This window comes from Streptomyces sp. NPDC055966 (assembly GCF_042269865.1).
In the GTDB taxonomy this organism is placed as follows: domain Bacteria; phylum Actinomycetota; class Actinomycetes; order Streptomycetales; family Streptomycetaceae; genus Streptomyces.
On sequence record NZ_JBHJYK010000038.1, the window covers coordinates 9359 to 28498 of the forward strand.

At 73.1% G+C, this 19140-nt stretch carries 7 protein-coding genes; 6 read left to right on the forward strand and 1 reads right to left on the reverse strand.

The features are described 5' to 3' along the window. Nucleotides 1-16 precede the first annotated feature (16 nt). From ACFC8N_RS45390 to ACFC8N_RS45415, 6 genes are all read left to right on the forward strand, one after another. Nucleotides 17-1822, forward strand: a complete 1806-nt coding sequence (locus ACFC8N_RS45390; protein WP_376295517.1) for an acyl-CoA dehydrogenase family protein — start codon at nucleotides 17-19, stop codon at nucleotides 1820-1822. Next, nucleotides 1819-11286, forward strand: coding sequence for an amino acid adenylation domain-containing protein (locus ACFC8N_RS45395; protein ID WP_376295518.1), 9468 nt, complete (start codon nucleotides 1819-1821; stop codon nucleotides 11284-11286). The genes ACFC8N_RS45390 and ACFC8N_RS45395 overlap by 4 nt, the downstream gene beginning before the upstream one ends. Nucleotides 11287-11288: 2 nt before the next feature. Further along, nucleotides 11289-12590, forward strand: coding sequence for an MFS transporter (locus ACFC8N_RS45400; protein WP_376295520.1), 1302 nt, complete (start codon nucleotides 11289-11291; stop codon nucleotides 12588-12590). Continuing rightward, complete coding sequence (locus ACFC8N_RS45405) at nucleotides 12587-15628, forward strand: type I polyketide synthase (RefSeq protein ID WP_376295521.1); 3042 nt, start codon at nucleotides 12587-12589, stop codon at nucleotides 15626-15628. Before ACFC8N_RS45400 ends, ACFC8N_RS45405 begins: the two co-directional genes overlap by 4 nt. Further along, nucleotides 15625-16380, forward strand: a complete 756-nt coding sequence (locus ACFC8N_RS45410) for an alpha/beta fold hydrolase (protein WP_356037649.1) — start codon at nucleotides 15625-15627, stop codon at nucleotides 16378-16380. The genes ACFC8N_RS45405 and ACFC8N_RS45410 overlap by 4 nt, the downstream gene beginning before the upstream one ends. A 404-nt stretch (nucleotides 16381-16784) precedes the next feature. Then, nucleotides 16785-18371: a Na+/H+ antiporter gene (locus ACFC8N_RS45415; protein ID WP_376295523.1), complete on the forward strand. Its 1587-nt coding sequence runs from the start codon at nucleotides 16785-16787 to the stop codon at nucleotides 18369-18371. Nucleotides 18372-18491: 120 nt separating this feature from the next. On the opposite strand, the gene ACFC8N_RS45420 is transcribed toward ACFC8N_RS45415, so the two are convergent. After that, nucleotides 18492-19112, reverse strand: coding sequence for a DinB family protein (locus ACFC8N_RS45420; RefSeq protein ID WP_376295525.1), 621 nt, complete (start codon nucleotides 19110-19112; stop codon nucleotides 18492-18494). Nucleotides 19113-19140 lie beyond the last annotated feature (28 nt).

A 19140-nucleotide genomic window follows, 5' to 3' on the forward strand; every position in this document is an offset into this window, starting at 1 on the left:
GATGTGAGGACCTCCTTTGGCAAGTTCACCGTCAAGGACTACACGGAACGCGACCAGCGACCCGGACCGTGTCAGCTTCCTGGAGGAGCTGTACCAGGGACGATTCCGCTGGGACCTCATCCGGGACTTCCCGGTGCAGGACCCGGCCGACGCGCGGACCGGCGACCGGATGACCGAGGAACTGGACGCCCTGCTGCGCGAGCGCGTCGACGCCGACGACGTGGACGCGCTCGCCGCTCTGCCCGAGGGCCTGCTCGACGAACTGGGCGCTCGCGGCTACTTCGCCCTCCAGGCGGACACGTCCCTGGGCGGACATGCACTCTCGCACTACAACACCTTCCGCATGGTGTCGGCGGCCGCGGCGCACTGCACCCCGGTGGCGCTCTCCCTCGCCATCGAGAACGCGCTCGGCGCCGGGGCCTTCCTGTCCGTCGTCCCGGACGGGCCGCTGCGCGAGCTGCTCGGCGACGTGGTGTGCCGCGGCGCCCGGTCCGCCAGTGCCGACAGCGAGCCCCAGGGCGCGGCGAACCAGCGCCGCTTCACCACCGCGACCCGCATCGACGGCACCGACGACTACCTCCTCAACGGGCGCAAGGTCTTCGTCGGACACGCACCCGTCGCCGAGCTGGTCAGCGTCTCGGCCACCGTCCACGAGGACGGGGCCGACCGGGTGCGGATGTTCTTCGTCCGCACCGACAGCCCCGGCGTGACCAGCGGAGACTGGCACACCTACATGGGCATCAAGGGATTTCCCAACGGCTGGCTGGAGTTCCGGGACGTACGGGTCACCGGCGGGCACATGCTGGTCGAGCGTGACGCCGGGCATGTCGTGCGGACGACGCCCGCGACCGCACGCCTGGTCGGCCGGGGCCGGATGCACCTGATCGCGGCGCCCGCGCTGGCCGTCGCCCGGCTGTCCGTGGGGTGGATGCGGGACTTCGCGTCCCGCCGTGTCATCGACGGGCGGTCGCTGTCGGAGTACGACGAGGTGCGGCGCCGGCTGGCCGACAGCCTGGCCGAGACGTTCACGATCGAGACCATGGCCCAGTGGTGCCTGCTCCCGGACGACCAGGACAGAAACCTCAACCTGCGGTTCGAGCAGAACGCCGTCAAGAACGCGGCCTCACTGCTGGCCTGGGACATCGCCGAGCGCGCCATGTCCCTGCTGGCGGCCGAGGGCTACGAGACGGCGGCGAGCAAGCGACTGCGTGGCGCTCCGCCCGTGCCCGTCGAGCGGTACCTGCGCGATCTGCGCAATCTCCGGATCTCGGGCGGTGTCGACTTCCAGATCGACAACTGGATCGGACGGCTGTCGATCCTGTCGTACTACTACCCGGAACCGGAACACGCCGAGGAACTCCTACGGGACGGCGCGGTGCCCCTCGACACCACGGGCACGGTCCTCACGCCCCGCAATCTGGACCACCTGCACTGGGCGGCCGACCGGACCCGGGACTTCGGGCGCACCTGCCTCGAACTCGCCCGGCGCCACCCCGACCGGGAGGAACTCGCCGCCCAGGAAAGGACGTTGATCCTCCTGGCCGGCACCGCCAGGGAACTGCTCGGCATGTCACTGACCCTGGCCCGCGCCTCCACCCTGTCGGCGTCCGGGGACGACGGCGCCCAGCCGCTGGCCGACATCTTCTGCACCGCGGCCAGGCAGCGGATCGACGATCTGCACCGCCGGCTCCAGTGCCCGCCCGCCCCCGACGTCACCGCGGTCACCACCGCCTGGATGTCCGGAGCCGGATTCGGCTTCCTCACCCCCGACGGCACACCCCGCCCGTCGCACGCTGACCGCACCGAAGAGAGCGCCATATGAACACCCCCGCGCAGTGCGTCCCGCTGTCCGTCGGCCAGGAGGCGATGTGGGTCGCCTGGAAGCTGGACCCCGGGCAGTGGAGCCACATCATCCCCACCCCCTTCCGGGTGCGCGGCACCCTGGACCTCGAACGGCTGCGCCTGGCGGTCGCCGAGGTCGGCGAGGCCTTCCCGCAGCTGCGGGCCCGGGTGCGCACCGGACAGGAGGGATCCGTCCTCGACTGGTCGGACGCACCCGAGATCCCCGTCCGCCGCAGCCGCACCGAACTCGGCCAGGACGCCGCGATCCGCCAGGCCTGGCAGACCCCGTTCGACCTGCGCACCGGACCGCTCGCGCGCGTCGACCTCATCGACGGCCCGGACTACACGGTCCTGCTGATCGCCGTGCACCACCTGGTGTACGACGGCGCCTCCATCCTGCTGCTCCTGGACGCCCTGCGCACCGCCTACCAGGGCGACCCGCTGCCCCGCGAGGACCACGCCCCGGCGCTCGCCGCGTTCGCCGCGCACTCGCGCGAACTGGCCGACGGCCCGTCCGGCGAGGCCCACCGCCTCCACTGGAAGGCGGAACTGGGCGACTTCGGCGGCGATTTCGCGCTGCCGGCCGGCTCGGAGGAGCCGCGGTACACCGTCATCAGCGAGAAGCTGCCGGCCGACCTGGCCGCCGCCCTGCGCACCCGCGCCACCGAGGAAGGCATGTCCTTCGCCACCGTGCTCATGGGCGCCTACTTCGCGCTGCTGAGGCGGCACAGCGGCGCGTCGGACGTGCTGTCGTTCCTGCCGTACCACGGCCGCTGCCTGCCCGAACTGACCGGGCGGGTGGGCTACTTCGTCAACGCGCTGCCCGTGCGGGTACCGGTGCGCGACGACGACACCTACACCGACCTGCTCGGCCGTGTCCGCGCGCGGGTCAAGGAGAGCCTGGCGCACGGCGATCTGCCGCTGCCCGCCATCATGCGGTCCGCGGGACTCACCGGCCCCGACGCCCAACGGCGCACCCATCAGACGGTGTTCCAGTACTGGCACGCCGGACTGCGCGACGGCGTCGACGTCCACGACGTGCGGCTGCGTCACGACGGCGCAGAGGCACGGCTGAGCCTGCTGGACATGGAGAGCACCGCCGGCTTCCGCCTCGCGCTCATGGTCCGCGAGGACAGCTGTGGCACGCACCTGCTGTGGAAGGACCCGGCGGGCTCGCTGGGCGCCTCGGTGGTGCGCGCCATGGCCGACGACTATCTGGCCGTGCTGCGCGCGATGGCGGACAACCCGCGGGCCGGGATCGGCGGCGTGGCGGCAGCGGTGGCCGCCGACGCGGGAGGCACCGCACACGACGGAACCGCACACGACGGAACCGCACACGACGGCGGCGACAGCGACCACTCGCCGGCCGCCACCGGCGTCGAGGACGACGCCCGTCTGACGGTGATGGCCGAGGTCTGGCAGTCCGTGCTCGGCACCGGGGCCGTCGCGCCCGGTGACTCGTTCTTCGAGCTGGGCGGCCACTCCCTGCTCGCCGAGATGCTCGTCGGCGCGGTGCGCGAACGGTTCCCGGCCGCCACCGCGACCATCCGGCTGCTCTTCGACCACCCGCGGCTGGCGGAGTTCACCGCCCACGCGCTGCCCTCACCGGCTCCCGCCGACACCCGCCGTTCGGCCGAGGACCCGTCCGACCAGCCCACTGCGGCCGTCACGGCCACGCCCGCCGCCGGGGAAGCCACCGCCGGCCCGGAGACCTCCGCCGCCGGGGACCCGGTCCAAGGCGTCGGAGACGTCTTCCCGGCCTCCAGCTTCCAGCGCCGTATCTGGCTGGCCCAGCGCGTGGGCGGTGACCAGGCCGCCTACAACGTGCCGCTCGCCTGGCGTGTGGAACACCCGCTGGACGCCGTCGGCGTCGGCCGGGCCCTGGCCGCGACGATCGAGCGCCACGAGATCCTGCGCACCGCGTTCCACGAGGTCGACGGCGATCTCATGCAGACCGTGCGCGCTCCGTGGGCTCCCCGAGTCGAGCGGGTCGACCTCGGTGACCGGCCGGACCCCGAGGCCGCGCTGCAGGACTGGATCCGCACCGCGGCCCACGAGCCCTTCGACCTGGCCTCGGGACGGCTGCTGACCGCCGCGCTGATCGAACTCGGGCCGGCCGGCCAAGTGCTCTTCGTGTGCCTGCACCACCTGCTGTGGGACGGCGAGTGCGAGGACATCCTGCTCAGGGAGCTGGACACCCACTACATCGAGGCGAGCGACCCCGAGGCATCCCGCACCGACGGGGACACCCCGGTCGCGGCCGCAGGGGACGTACACCCGACCTCCGCGCACCAGGAACGCATGTGGTTCGTGGACCGCTTCGAGAACGGCCATCTCTACCCGGGCGCGCCCACCTATCACAACCTCCCGCTCTTCCTGCGCCTGGAGAAGCTGCCGGACCGCGCCGAACTGGCGGACCGGGTCGCGGCCGTCGTACGCGCCCATGAGGCACTGCGTACGGAACTGGTCGAGCTGGACGGCCGGGTCGTGCAGCGGGTGCGGCCCGACGCCACCGTCGTGCCCGAGTGGCTGCGGGCCGCGCCCGGTGACGGGGCCGGGGCCGGGGTCGGCGTCGACGTCCCGGACGTCCTGACGGAATGGGCACGCACGCCGTTCGACCTGTCCGCGGGTCCGCTCCTGCGGATCGCGGTCCGGCCCGACGAGGGTTCCTCCGGGGGCTGGATCGCCCTGTGCGGGCACCAGGCCGTGATCGACCGGGTGTCCCTGGAGACGGTGGCCGGGCAGATCCTGGCCGGGCCGGACGCGCGGGCCCCGCGGCCGACCGGCTACCAGGCGTGGCGCGACGCCGACGACGAGGACACCCGCCGGGCACATCTCGCCGCCCGCGCCGCCGTACTACAGCCGCCCGCCGACCCGCTGCGCCTGCCGGAGCGCCGTACCCGTGACGCCGTCCACGTCTACGAGGAGCGGTCGGTGGCGTTCACCGTGCCCGCCGACGTCGCGCTGGGCCGGGTCGCCGAGCGGCTCGGGGCGCAGGTGGCGGACGTCGCCCTCGCCGCCTTCGCTGCCGTGCTCCAGTGGTACTCCGGCCAGGAGGACATGGTGCTCGGACTGTCCCACGCCGGGCGGCGGGAGCAGGACCGGCATGTCGTCGGACCGCTGAGCAACCTCCTGCCGGTGCGCCTGCGCCCGCAGGCGGACCTCTCGTTCGCCGGACTCGTCGAACGCACCGCGGCCGAGACGGCCCACGCCCGTGCCCATGACCGGGCTCCGTTCGACGAGCTGGTCCGCCTGGTCGACCCGTCGAAGGACATGAGCCGTACGGCACTCTTCGACGTCCTGTACAGCTACCTCCCCGCCGCGGCGGCGCTGCCCGCCCCGGAGGGCACCACGGCACGCCTGGTGGACGCCGCCGGGGGACGCGGCAAGTACGACCTGCACCTGTGCCTGCGGCCGGACGGCGACCACGGCCACCGCGCCCATCTCGTGTACAACGGCCGCTACTTCGACCACGACCAGATCACCGCGATGGCCGCCCACTACGTCACGGCACTGCGCGTGCTGAGCGAGCGGCCCGACTCCGGCGTGGCCGACATCGACCTCCTGTCCGAGGCGGAGCGCCACACCCAACTGCGGGTGTGGAACGCCACCGAGGCCCACTACGACGAGACCCCCGCCCACGACCTCATCCGGCGCCGCGCCGAGGCCAGGCCCGCGGACGTGGCACTGACCGACGGCGCGCACTCGGTCGCCTACGGCGCCCTGCTCACCGACGCACAGGCGGTCGCCCGCGGCCTGCTCGCCGCAGGCGTACGACAGGGAGAACTGGTCGCCCTGCTGTTCCCGAGGGGCGCCGACCAGGTGCGTGCGGTCCTGGGCACCCTGCTGGCCGGAGCCGCCTACCTGCCCATCGACCCCGCCATCCCGGACGAGCGCCGGGAGTTCATCCTCTCGGACTCGGGCGTGCGGCTCGCGCTCGCCCCGTCGCACGCGGCGGACGGACACGGCTTCGACGGGCAGGTGCTCGCCCTGGACGAACTGCTCGATCCGGCGCACCGGGACGACGACGGGACACCGCTGCCGTCGGTCCCCCTCGACTCGCCCGCCTACTGCATCTACACCTCGGGCACCACCGGCCGGCCCAAGGGGGTCGTCCTCACCCACCGCAACCTGGTGCGCCTGCTCGTCAACGACCGGCTTCCGTTCAGCTTCGGACCGCAGGACGTGTGGACGATGTTCCACTCCTACGCCTTCGACTTCTCGGTGTGGGAGCTGTTCGGCGGCCTGGTGCACGGCGGCCGGGTCGTGCTCGTCTCCGAGGACGAGACCCGGGACCCCGGGCTCTTCTTCGACCTGCTCCAGCGCGAACGCGTCACCGTGCTCAACCAGACGCCGAGCGCCTTCCGCAGGCTGCTCGGCCTGCGGCCCTCGGCACCGGGCGGACTCGCCGCGCTGCGCTATGTGATCTTCGGCGGTGAGGCGCTGCGACCGGCGATGCTGACCGAGTGGTCCGAGCGGTTCCCGCACGTGCGGCTGGTCAACATGTACGGCATCACGGAGACCACCGTGCACGCGAGCGTGCGTACCGTCTCCCGTGGCGACATGGAGACGGACACGAGCGTCGTGGGCACGCCGATACCGACCACGCGGCTGTATCTCCTGGACCGGCACACCGGCCGCCGGCTGCTGCCCGTCGGCACGGTCGGTGAGATCTACGTCGGCGGCGACGGTGTCGCGGGCGGCTATCTGGGCCGGCCGGAACTGACCGCCGAGCGCTTCGTGCCCTCGCCGTTCGATGACGGCACCCTGTTCCGCAGCGGCGACCTCGCCGCCCAACTGCCCGACGGCAGCCTGCGGTTCATCGGACGCGCCGACTCCCAGGTCCAGCTGCGGGGTTACCGCATCGAGCCGGGCGAGGTGCAGACATGCCTGTGCGAGCACCCGGACGTCTCCGACGCCGTCGTGTTCGCGGAGGACGACCGGCTGATCGCCGTGGTGCAGAGCGAACAGGGGCTGGGCGCGGGGGAGTTGCGCGGCCATCTGGCACGCCGACTGCCCTCGTACATGCTGCCCTCGCTGTTCCACGTGGTGGCGAGCATCCCGCTCACCGTCAACGGCAAGGTCGACGTGGTGTCGCTGCGGGCGCAGACCGCCGCCCTCGCCGCTCCCGCCCGGCGCGAGCCGCGTGCCGGTACCCAGGCCGTGCTGGCGGCCGTGTGGCGCGAGCTGCTCGAAGTGCCGACGGTGAGCGAGGACGACTCGTTCTTCGGGCTGGGCGGGCACTCCATGCTCGCGGTGCGTCTCATCGGCGAGATCGCCGAGCGGTTCGGCGCGGACCTGCCGATCAAGACGCTGTTCGAGACGCCGCGCCTGGGAGACCTGGCGGACCTGATCGACCGGGCCTCGGGCCGGTCGTCCGCCGACGCCGCCCCGCCCACGCCCGGTGCCACGCCCACTGTGGCACCGGAGGCGACGGCCTCGGCGACTGCCGGTCCCGGAGACCGCTCGGCGGCACCCGGCACGGAGCCCGCATCGCCCGCGAGCGCCTTCCAGCGGCGCATGTGGCTGGCGGAACAGACCGGCCAGGGCTCGCCCGCCAACGTCTTCCTCGGCTGGACCGTCGAAGGCCGGCTGGACCCGGCGGTCCTGGAGGACGCGCTCGCCCGCCTCGTCGCCGGGCACGAGATCCTCCGGACCGCGTTCCGCGCACAGGGTGGCACCGTGCGCCAGGTGGTCCAGGCGCCCTGGCGGCCCAGGATCGAGATGTGCGAGCCCACCGGTGCGGAGGGCCCCGAGGAGACGGCCACGCGCTGGCTCGACGGCGCCGCCGGCCGCCAATTCGACCCGGCTTCGGGCCGGTTGCTGCGAGCGGCCGTCGCCGACTGCGGGCCGTGTGGCCAGGCGTTCATGCTCTGCCTGCACCACCTCGTCGTGGACGGCGAGTCCGTGCCCGTCCTGCTGCGCGAGCTCGAACGCTGCTACCGCGACAGCCTCGCCGGGCTGCCGTCGGAGCCGCCCGCACTCCAGTACCGGGAGCACACCGCCGCCGCCGAGCGCTCCGGAGACCCGCACCGCGCCGCCGACCTGGACTTCTGGGCGGACCGGCTGGCCGGCTGGCCGGCCCGGCTGGACCTGCCCGCGCCGGTGCGGACAGAGGCCGACGGAGCAGTCCGCCTCGCACTCCCCGAAGGGCTGCTGGGCCGACTGCGACCGGTGATGGACGAGCACGGAGCGACCTGGTTCATGCTCATGGCGGCGGCGCTCGCCACCGGCCTGCACCGATGGAGCGGCCTGCCGAGGGTGACCTTCGGCGTTCCCGCGAGCACCCGTGACCGCGGCTCCGCCGACCTGCTCGGCCCCTGCCTCAACCACGTCGTCCTGCGCTCCTCGACAGCGGGCGACGCCCCCGCTCGCGAGACGCTGCGCGCGATGCGCACAGAAGTGCTGGACGCCTTCGAGCACGCCCGCACGCCCTTCGACGACGTACTGGCCCGCCTGCGCCCCGAACCGGCAGCGGACCGGCCGCCGTACGGCGACGTCGTGCTCAACATGAACCTGCGCGGCGACCGGCGCGCCGTGCTGGGCGGCGCTGTACTGCGCCCGGTGTTCGCCGAGTCGCTGTGGTCCCACGAGGCCAAGTTCGGCATCACACTGACCGTGGCCGAACAGGACGGCGAACTGGACGCCGTGCTCTCCCACCGGGGCGACCGCGTGTCCGCCGCCGACGCGGCCCGCCTCGCGGACTCCGTCGCCGCGTTCCTCGTGGAACTCGCCGACGGCCGACGGCCCGCCCGGTACCGGGACTTCGTCCACGCCCAGGAGACGGCCCGCGCCGGCGCCCGGCACGAGACGGATCTCGCGTACTGGAGCGAACACCTCGACGGGGCACCCGCGTACGTGGAACTGCCCGCGCCCGAGGAACCCGCACCGCACGGGGTGGTGGACATACCGATGCCCGCGGGTGTGGGCGAGCGGCTGCGCGCCCTCCACGAGCGGCACGGCATCTCCCCGTTCATGGCGGCGGCGACGGCACTGGGCATCCTGCTGCGCCACCGCACCGGTACGGACGACGTGGTGATCAGCAGCCCGATGACCAACCGCGGTTCGGGCGGCCTCGCAGACGTCTTCGGGCCGTGCCTGAACACCGTGGCGCTGCGCTCCCGGCTGCGGCAGGACGCGACCGTGCGCGAGGCGCTGGAAGCGATGCGGGACACGACGCTGGACGCCTTCGCGCACCGCGAGGTGGCCTTCGAGGACGTCGTCGACCGGATCAACCCGCCCCGCAGGCCGGGCCGTACCCCCTACTGCGACGTCTCGCTGGCGTTCAGCACGGCCGCGGTGCGCCCGCCGACGCTCGGCGGACGCGCCCTGCGCGCGGTCGAACTCGACGGCGGCGACGCGGCGTACACCGGAAAGCTCGGGCTGACCGTCGCGCTCGTCCTCGACGGCGGCGAACTGCGCGGCCGCATGGCCTACCACGGCGGCCTCGTCCGGCGCGACGACGTGGCACAGATGGCCGACACCCTGGCCACGCTGCTGGCCCAACTGCCCGAGAACCTGGACGCCCCGGTCACCGGGCTGGAGCTGATCCCGCACGAGCAGCTCGACCGGATACGCACATGGGAGCAGGGCCCGCTGCCGGGTCCCGCGACCACCGTCCCCGAACTGGTGCTGGAGCAGGCGCGCGTGCGGCCCGACGCGACGGCGATCGACAGCAGCCGGGGGGCGCTCCGCTACGCCGGGCTGGTGGCCCGCGCCCGCTCGCTGGCCGGGACACTGCGCCCGCACCTCCCGGCCGACGAGCCCACGGTCGGGCTGCTCCTGGAGCGCGGCGAGGACTTCGTCGTCGGCATGCTCGCCACCTGGTTCGCCGGGGCCGCGTTCTGCCCGCTCGACCCGTCCTGGCCGGCCGCCCGGCAGGAGTTCGTCCTCGACGACGTCCGGGCCGACGTGCTGCTGACCCGAGCTGGGATCACGCTGCCGTCGACCGGCCGGGCCACGGTCGTCGACGTCACGGACGTGACACCGGCCGAGGCGGCCGAGAACGGTGCCGAGGCTCTTCCCGCATGGTCTCCGCAGGCCACGGCCTACGTCATCTACACCTCCGGCACCACCGGAACCCCCAAGGGCGTCGTCGTCCGCCACGGCGGCCTCGCCAACCTCGTACGGTCGGTGGGCAGCACGCAGGACATCGGCCCCGGGGACCGCTGCACCCACCTGCTGAGCGTCAGCTTCGACTCCTCGCAGATGGAGGTGTGGCAGGCCCTCGCCCATGGCGCCTGCCTGGTCCCGCACGAGGAACCCGTCGCCGCGTCCACGCTCGGTGAGTGGCTGGACCGCAAGGGCGCGACCGTGGCGTTCAGCGCCACCGCGCTGGCCGAGGCCATGTGGAGCACCGGCACCGCCCTTCCGCGCGGGCTGCGCTGGCTGGGCATCGGCGGCGCGGCGCTCTCCCAGCGTCCGCCGGCCGGGCTGCCCTACCGGCTGCTCAACTCCTACGGCCCCACCGAGAACACCGTCGCCGCCTCGGAGCACATCGTCGACGGCTCCGGCACCGCGCCGCTGAACTGCATCGGGCGGCCCATCGCCGGCGTGCGGATGCTCGTCCTCGACGCGGCCGGTCGACGCTGCCCGCTCGGCACCACCGGCGAGATCCACCTGGCCGGTCACAGCCTCGCCGTCGGGTACCTGCGGCGTCCGGAACTGACGGCGGACCGCTTCCGCACGATCGAACTGGACGGCGCGCGGCTGCGGGCCTACCGCACCGGCGACCTCGGCCGCCGCCTGAGCGACGGCACCGTGGAGTATCTGGGCCGGGCGGACCGGCAGCTCAAGCTCCGTGGTTACCGCATCGAGCCGGGCGAGATCGAGCACTTCCTGCTGCGCCGGCCCGAAGTGGCCCAGGCCGCCGTGACCGGCGACCCGCAGCGCACCCCGGCCCTCGTCGCCTATGTGACCCCGCAGGGTGCGCACCGCCCCGACAGCGCCGAACTCCTGCGCCGCGCACGGGCGGAGCTGCCCGCCTTCATGGTGCCGGAGGCCGTCGTCGTACTGCCTGCCCTGCCACTGACCACCAGCGGCAAGGTCGACCACGCCGCGCTGCCCAGGCCCGAGCGCACCGACCTGGTCGGGGCGGCCGGTCACGTCGCACCGGGCAACGACACCGAACGGCGTGTGGCCGCCCTCTGGTCGGAGGTCCTGGGGCTCGCCGCGGTCTCGGTCCACGACAACTTCTTCGACCTCGGCGGCAACTCCCTGGCCCTGGCCAAGCTGCACAGCAGGGTCGTCGCCGCCTTCGCCCGGGAGCTGCCCATCACCGCCCTGTTCGAGCACCCGACCGTCGCCGCGCTGGCGAAGGCACTCGACTCGGCGCGTCGGTCCGGCGAGTCCACCGACGGCATCGCCGAGCCCAGGCGTCCGCAGCGCTCCGGCAGGCAGAACCGGCGCGGCCGGCGCCGTCCCGGTACGAAGGAAGGTGCGTGATCATGACGAACGGGACCACACCGGCCTCCCCGGTCACACCCGCGCCCGGCATCCGGCAGCACCGGACCCTGCGCGTGCTCCTCGTCGCCGAGACCATCTCGATGCTCGGCACCCAGCTCAGCGCGGTCGCCATGCCGTGGCTCGTGCTGCAACTCACCGGATCCGCAGGTGACATGGGGCTGGTCATGGCGGCGCAGCTGGCCGCCATTGCGGTGTTCGGCTTCTTCGGAGCCTCCTGGACCGGACGGCTCGGGCCGCGCACCGTCATGCTCGTCGGGGACACCGTCCGCGGCCCGCTGGTGGCACTGCTGCCGGTGCTGTACTTCCTCGACTGCCTGAACACGGCCACGTTCGTGGTGGTGATGTTCGCGATCGGCGCGTTCTACGCCCCGTACGCCGCGAGCCAACAGGCCATCCTGCCGGGCGTCGTCGGTGAGGACGAGCAACTGCTCGGCCGGGCCAACGCCGCCCTGCAGAGCGCGACCCGGCTCAGCGTGCTGCTGGGCCCCGTGCTCGGCGGCGTCCTCATCTCCCTGCTCGGCGCGCCCACGGTGCTGATCGTGGACGCGGTGTCCTTCGCCTGCTCGGCCGTACTGCTGGGACTGTGCCTGCCGCAGACGCCCACGACCGGGAAGGGCACGGGGCGTCGTTCGCCCGCGGCCGGGTTCCGGCTGCTGATGCGGGACCGGCTGCTGGGCAACTGGTCGGTGGCGCTGGCACTCGGGGAGATGGCCTGGCAGGCGCTGTTCGCGCTGCTGCCGGTGATCGCCGTGACGCGGGAGCACGGCTCCTCCGTCGTGGCGGGCGCCCTGCTGACCGCCTTCGGCGGCGGCGCGCTCGCGGGCACCCTGCTGGCCGGACGGCTGCTGCGCCGGGTGCCCGCCAGGACCCTCGCACTGACCGGTCGCGTGGCGCTGGGCGCCGGCTTCCTCGCACTGCCGCTGCCGTTCGGTGTGCCGGGCCTGTTCTGCCTGCTGGTGTGCGTCGGCTTCCTCAACGGCGTGTCCTCCGCGCCGGTCGCCACCGTCCGGGTGCTGCGCATCCCGGAGGAGCACCGCCCCGAGGCACTCACGGTCGCCACCGCGCTGGCCCTGATCGGCGGCACTGCGGGCTGGGTGCTGTCCGGCACGCTCGCCCAGAAGGCCGGACTGACCCCCGCCTTCTGGGGGCTGGCCGCCCTGCAGCTCACGGCCGCCGCCCTGTTCGTCTTCGGCGCCCTGGGCACCGCGTCCCCGCCCACCGCGCCCTCGACCGATGACCCCGCCGAGGTCACCCGCACCGACCCCGCGAAGGACTCCCGATGACGTACGACCAGCAAGAAGACCAGGAAGACCAGGAAGGCCAGGAACACCTCGTCGCCGTGGTGGGCATGGCGGGCCGGTTCCCCGGCGCCCCGGACGTGGAGCGCTTCTGGGAGAACCTGTGCGCCGCCCGCGAGACGATCTCCGTCCTGCCCGACCGCGCCGACCCGGCACACCCCGACTACGTACCGGCCTACGGCGTGCTCGACGGGGTGGGCGAGTTCGACGCCGCCTACTTCGGGCTGTCGGCGCACGACGCGCTCATCACCGACCCGCAGCAGCGGCTGCTCCTGGAGTGCGCCCATGAAGCACTCGAACGGGCCGGGCACGGCGGCGAGGACCGACCCGTGACGGGCGTCTTCGTCGGAGCCGGGAACAACGGGTACGCGGAGGCGGTCCGCGCCCGCATCGACGAGTTGCCCTTCCTCGACGAATGGCGGCTGCGGCAGGCCACCGCGCCCGACTTCGTCAGCACCCGCATCGCCTACCACCTGGACCTGACCGGGCCGGCCCTGACCGTGCAGACGGCCTGCTCGACCTCCCTGGTGGCGGTGCACCTGGCGGTGCAGGCGCTGCTGAACGGCGAATGCGACCTCGCGCTCGCCGGCGGCGCGAGCGTCGTGCCGCACCTGCCCCGCATGCGCTACACCCCGGGCGGCATCGTCGCGGCCGGCGGCCACTGCCGCGCGTTCGACGCCGACAGCGACGGCACGGTCGGTGCCAGCGCGGTGGGCGTGGTCGTCCTGCGGCCGCTGTCGGACGCGCTGGCGGACGGCGACCACGTGCACGCGGTGATCCGGGGTTCCGCGGTGAACAACGACGGCCGGCACAAGGCGGGCTTCACCGCGCCGAGCGTGGTGGGCCAGGCCGAGGTGATCCGTCTCGCCCACGAGGCCGCCGGCGTCGATCCGGACGAGGTGGGCTATGTGGAGGCGCACGGCACGGGCACCGCGCTCGGCGACCCGATCGAAGTGGCCGCGCTCAGCCGGGCCTTCGGGCCCGGAACCGGCCGTGGTGGCGGCCCCTGCCTGCTCGGTTCGGTGAAGACGAACATCGGTCATGCCGACTCCGCGGCGGGCGTGGTGGGCTTCATCAAGACGGTCCTCAGCGTGGAGCACGGCGTCGTCCCGGCCACGCTGCACTACCGAAAGCCGAACCCGGCCATCGACTTCGCCTCGTCCGCCTTCGAGGTGAGCGGCAGCACGCGCGCGTGGCCGACGGACGGCCCGCGGATCGCCGGAGTCAACGCGCTCGGTGTCGGCGGCACCAACGCACACGTGGTGCTGGAACAGGCGCCACCGCCCGCGGCCTCCACACCCGTCCGCCGCAGGCAACTGCTGGTGGTCTCCGGCCGGACCCCGCAGGCCGCCGACACCGCGGCGAGCCGCCTGGCCGACCACCTGGAAGCGCACCCGACGACGCATCTGGCCGACGCGGCATGGACCCTGCAGTCCGGCCGCGCCCACCACGCCCACCGCAGGTTCGTGGTCGCGGGCGACACGCGGGAAGCGGTGAACGCCCTGCGCGGCCGGGCGGCGGCGACGGGCGTCGGCGCGCCGTCCGACGTCGAACAGGTCTTCCTGTTCCCCGGCCAGGGCGGTCAACACGTCGGCATGACCGCGGAGTTGTACGACGCCGAGCCCGAGTTCCGGCGGCACCTGGACGAGGTGGCCGAGGCGGTCACGGGTCCGCTCGGACTGGACCTGCGGGAGGTCCTCTATCCCGGCACGCAGGCGGAGCGGCCGGCCGCCGCCGAGCGGCTGGCGACCATCGGCGTCGGCCAGCCGGCGGTGTTCGCGGTGCAGTACGCCACCGCACGGCTGCTGATGTCGTGGGGTCTGCGACCGAGCGCCGTCACCGGGCACAGTCTCGGCGCGTACGCCGCGGCCTGCGTCGCCGGGGTGTTCTCACCGGTCGACGCGGCCCGGCTGGTGGCCGAGCGCGGCCGGCTCCTCGCCACCGTGCCCGCGGGCGCGATGGCGGCCGTACGCCTGCCCGAGGCCGAGGTCCAGCCGATGCTCCCGGCCGATGTCACGATCGGCGCGGTGAACGGCCCGGGCCAGTGCACCGTCACCGGACCGGCCGCGTCCATCGCCCGTTTCGCGGAGGAACTGACCGGCCGGGGGATCGAGGCGCGGGTCCTGCGGATCGCCACTGCGGGCCACTCGCCGCTCGTCGACCCGATCGCGCACCGCTTCGCCGAGGCGGTCGAGGCACTGCCCCGCGAGCGGCCGGCCCTGCCGGTGCTCTCGGACACCACCGGCTCCTGGGCGGATCCCGAGGAGATCCGCACCGCCGCCCACTGGGTACGGCACCTGCGCCGGCCCGTACGGTTCGGCGAGGTGCTGGACACCCTCTTCGGCACCCCGGACCGCGTCCTCGTCGACGTCGGCCCGGGCCGCACCCTGGCCACGCTTGCCCGCCAGCACGAGCGCTACGACAGCAAGCAGGCCGTCGTCCACGTCGCCCCGCACCCGGCGGAGGAGACGTCGGAGACGGCGACGCTCCTGTCCGGCGTGGGGGAGTTGTGGGTCCGCGGCGCCCGGCCGGACTTCCCGGCTCTGCACGGCGCCCAGCCACGCCGCCGGGTACCGCTGCCGACCTACCCGTTCGAGCGCCGGAACCACCTGGTGCCGGCACCGCCCGAGCCCGGTACGCCCGCGGTGCCGTCCGAACCCCACGGCCGTCCGGTGCCGCCGCCCGCACCCACCGCGCCGCAGGTGGCCGAGGCACCGCGGACGGAGACCGAGGCGGCGACAGCGGCCGGCCGGCCGTCGCAGCACCCGAGCGTGCTGGACGCCGTACTCGGCGCCTTCACACAGGCGCTCGGCCATCCCGACATCGACCCGCACGAGGGTCTCTTCGACCTCGGCGGTGACTCACTGACCGCGACGAAGCTCGCCGCCTGGGCCGCCGCCTCGTTCCACGTCACCCTCAACGCCGGGGACGTCCTTCGCTCCCAGACCCCGTCGGCGATCGCCGCGCTGCTCCAGGAGCGCGGTGCGGCATCCGATTCCGCCAAGGAGACTTCCGCCTCATGACCGCCACCCCGCCGCTGGGTACGGCCACCCGCCGCAGCCCCTGGCTGACCGGCCGCCCCCTGGCCCAGCCCCCCGAGCGCCACCTGTACTGCTTCCCCCACTCCGGCGGGTTCCCCGGCGAGTTCGTCCGCTGGGGCCAGCAGCTGCCCGGCACCCAGGTGTACGGAGTCTGCCTCCCGGGACGCGGCAGCCGCGCCGCCGAACCACCGCTGACCGACCTGGGCACGGTGGTACGCGAGCTGCTCGACGCCACGCAGTTCACACCGCCCTACGATCTCTTCGGGCACAGTCTCGGCGCGCTGGTCGCCTACGAAGTGACACGGGAACTGGTCGCCCGGGGCCGCCCGCTGCCCGAACGGCTCATCGTGTCGGCGTGCCCCGCACCACACCGACCGCGTCACGCGGCACGGGTGTCCGACAAGACGGACGCCGAGCTGGTCGCGGCCCTCGACGAACGCTACGGCGGCATCCCGCCGCAGATCGCCGCGGACGCCGACCTCATGGCCCTGCTCCTCCCGGTGTTCCGCGCGGACCTCACCCTGCTCGACAACTATCGTCACCAGGCGGGCGAGCCGCTCCCGGTGCCCCTCGACGTGCTCGGCGGGGACACGGACGTCGTCACCGGCGAAGCCCTCACGCAGTGGAAGGAGCACAGCACCGAGTCCGTGACGGTGCGCCGGTTCCCCGGCGGTCACTTCTACTTCCGCGACGATCCGGCACCGCTCCTGAGCGTGCTCGCCCGCCGGACCTGACCGCCGGCCGCTTTCGCTCAGGGACGCCACGGCGAGCGGTGGCCGAACGACCTTCGGTCCGGGTGCGGGGCCAGGGACAGCCGCATCAGATGGATCAGTCGTGCTCGATGTGCCGGCTCCGACACGGCCTCGTGCCCGCTGAAGCGCGGCTGTTCCCGCCCCGGCAGCGGACGGATGACGTCGTCCCGCGCGGACGGACCGGCGTCCCCGGGGACGCCAGCCACCGGGAGAAGCGGTGCCTCGAACCAGATGCCGTGGATTTCGCGATGCGGATGGTTCGAGTGGGCGAGAGCGAACTGCCTGAGCGGCCCGACCATCGGCTGCGTCACCGCGGTATGTCGGTTACGTTGATAAAGCACCTGGTCACAGGGGGACCACAAGATGTAACTCACCGGGGACGCTCCATGACCGGCCTGATCGTCGTCCTGCTGCTGGTGGTCCTGGCCACCGCCGTGGCGACAGGTGCCCGGCGCTGGAGCCTGCCCGCCCCCTCGCTCCTCGTGGTCGCGGGCCTGGTCGTGGGACTGATGCCCTGGGTTCCCGAGGTCCGCCTGCCGCCTCACGTGATCAACGTGCTGGTCCTGCCACCGCTGCTCTACGCCTCGGCCGGGGAGATCTCCGTCCGCGACCTGCGTACCGTGTGGCGGCCCGTGACCGGCCTGGTCTTCGGCCTGGTCCTCGTCTCGGCCGTCGCCGTCGGGTACGTGGCTCATGCGATCACCCCGCTCACCGCCGCGACCGCGTTCATCCTCGGCTCCGTCCTGGCCAGCACCGACCCCGTGGCCGTGACCGCGCTCGGCCGGCGTCTGTCTCTCCCACCGCGTGTGCAGGCCATGGTGCAGGCGGAAAGCCTGTTCAACGACGCCACCTCCCTGGTCCTGTACAAGGTCGCCGTGGCCACCGCGGTGTCCGGCAGCGCCATCAGCGTGCCCGGGACCGCCCTGCAGTTCCTCATCCTGGCAGGCGGAGGAGCCCTCATCGGGGCGGCGCTCGCCGCAGTTGTGACCCTGATCCGCAGACGGACCGACGACCCCATGCTGGAGACCGTCATCGCATTGGTCAGCCCTTACGCCTCCTACGTCATCGCGGAGCAGTCGCACACGTCCGGCGTGACCGCCGTCATCGTGTCGGGGGTCGTCCTCGGCAGCACGCGCCACAAGCTCGGCGACGCCTCCGTCCGCCTCCAGGTCCGCGCCGTCTACGACACCGTGACCTTCCTGCTGGAGAGCGTCGTCTTCGCCCTGATCGGCCTTGAGCTCCCCTCGGCCGTCCGTCATCTCGCGCGCGACGAGCACGGCTGGCCGCTGTGGGTGCCGGTGATCGCCTTCACCCTGCTGGCGATCCGCCTGCTGTGGATCTTCCCGCTGTCCGCCCTGATCCACCACCGGCACGGGCAGGGCGACAACCGCCTGTCGTGGCGGGTCCCGGCCGTCCTGTCCTGGGCGGGCACCCGAGGCGTCATGCCGCTGGCAGCCGCGCTGTCCATCCCGCTGGCCACGCACACGGGGGCGCCGCTGCCGCACCGGGCGCTCATCCTCACGCTCACCACGGGCACCGTCGCGGTCACTCTCGTCTTCCAGGGCTTCACCCTGGCCCCCGTCGTCCGCCGCTCCGGCATCGCACTGGAACCCGAGCACACCGCCCGCGAGGAGGCCCGGACCCGCCGGCACATCGCCCGCGCCGCTCTCGACGAGCTCAAACTGCTCGGCGATCCGGAACACCTCGCCGATCTGGGCACCGCCGCACAGGGCGCGCTCAAACAGGCCCGTCGTCATCTGGAAGCCCGCATCCACCAGGTCGAAGACGCCCACTACAGCGACCCGGACGCCCGCCCCGCCGACGCCTACCGCGAGATACGCCGCACACTCATCGCCATCGAGGCGGCCGAACTCCAGCGCCTCTACCAAGCGAACAAGATCAGCCACGACACCCGGCGCCGGATCCAGTACGAACTCGACCTCGAAGAAGCCAGCCTCCGCCCCCGCGACTGACTGCCGGCTTCAGCAGCCCCCCTCATACGTTGGTGCGGAACCGGACAAGACCTCGGCAGCGGCCACGGCGTCGTACAGCGCGCGGAACAGGATCTGATCACGGCCCCTGCGCATCACGCGCTAAAGATCCGCCGACGCGTTGGCGGAACCGACGCGGTCGGCCCTGGCGACGGCTGCTGCGGCGGCTCGCTCGATCTTCGCGCAGTGGGCTTCCCAGAAGGCCGGATCGTCCTGCGGGAGCGCGTATTCAGCTGTCGTCCCTGTCGAGTTGTCGAGCCGCTCGCGCAGGATGTCGGCGTGTCCGGCGTGCCGGCTGGTCTCGGTGAGCATGTGGACCAGGACGTTGAACAGCTTCACGTCGGGGCGTGGCCACCAGGGCACGTGGCCGGGGGAGTCGATGGCGAGGGCCGTGATCGTCGCGTCCGCGTGCTCCCATACACGACGGTAGCGATCGATGATCTCCTCACGCGTCTCGTGCTCGGTCGCCCACATGTCGGCGCCGCGTTCCCCGGCGTCGTCCCACCGGGGCAGCGGTTCGGCGAACGGCCGGTCGAAGGCTTCGCCGAAGTACCTGGACTCCCAGACCGACAGGTGCTTGACCAGGCCGAGAAGGTTGGTACCCGTGGAGGCCAGAGGGCGGCGGACGTCGTACTCGCCGAGCCCGTCGAGCTTCCAGAGCATCGCTTCGCGCAACACTCGGAGTTCGCCGTGGAGGTAGTCCTTCATCAATGCATCGATCACGGAGCACGAGCCTGCCATGCGGCCCCGA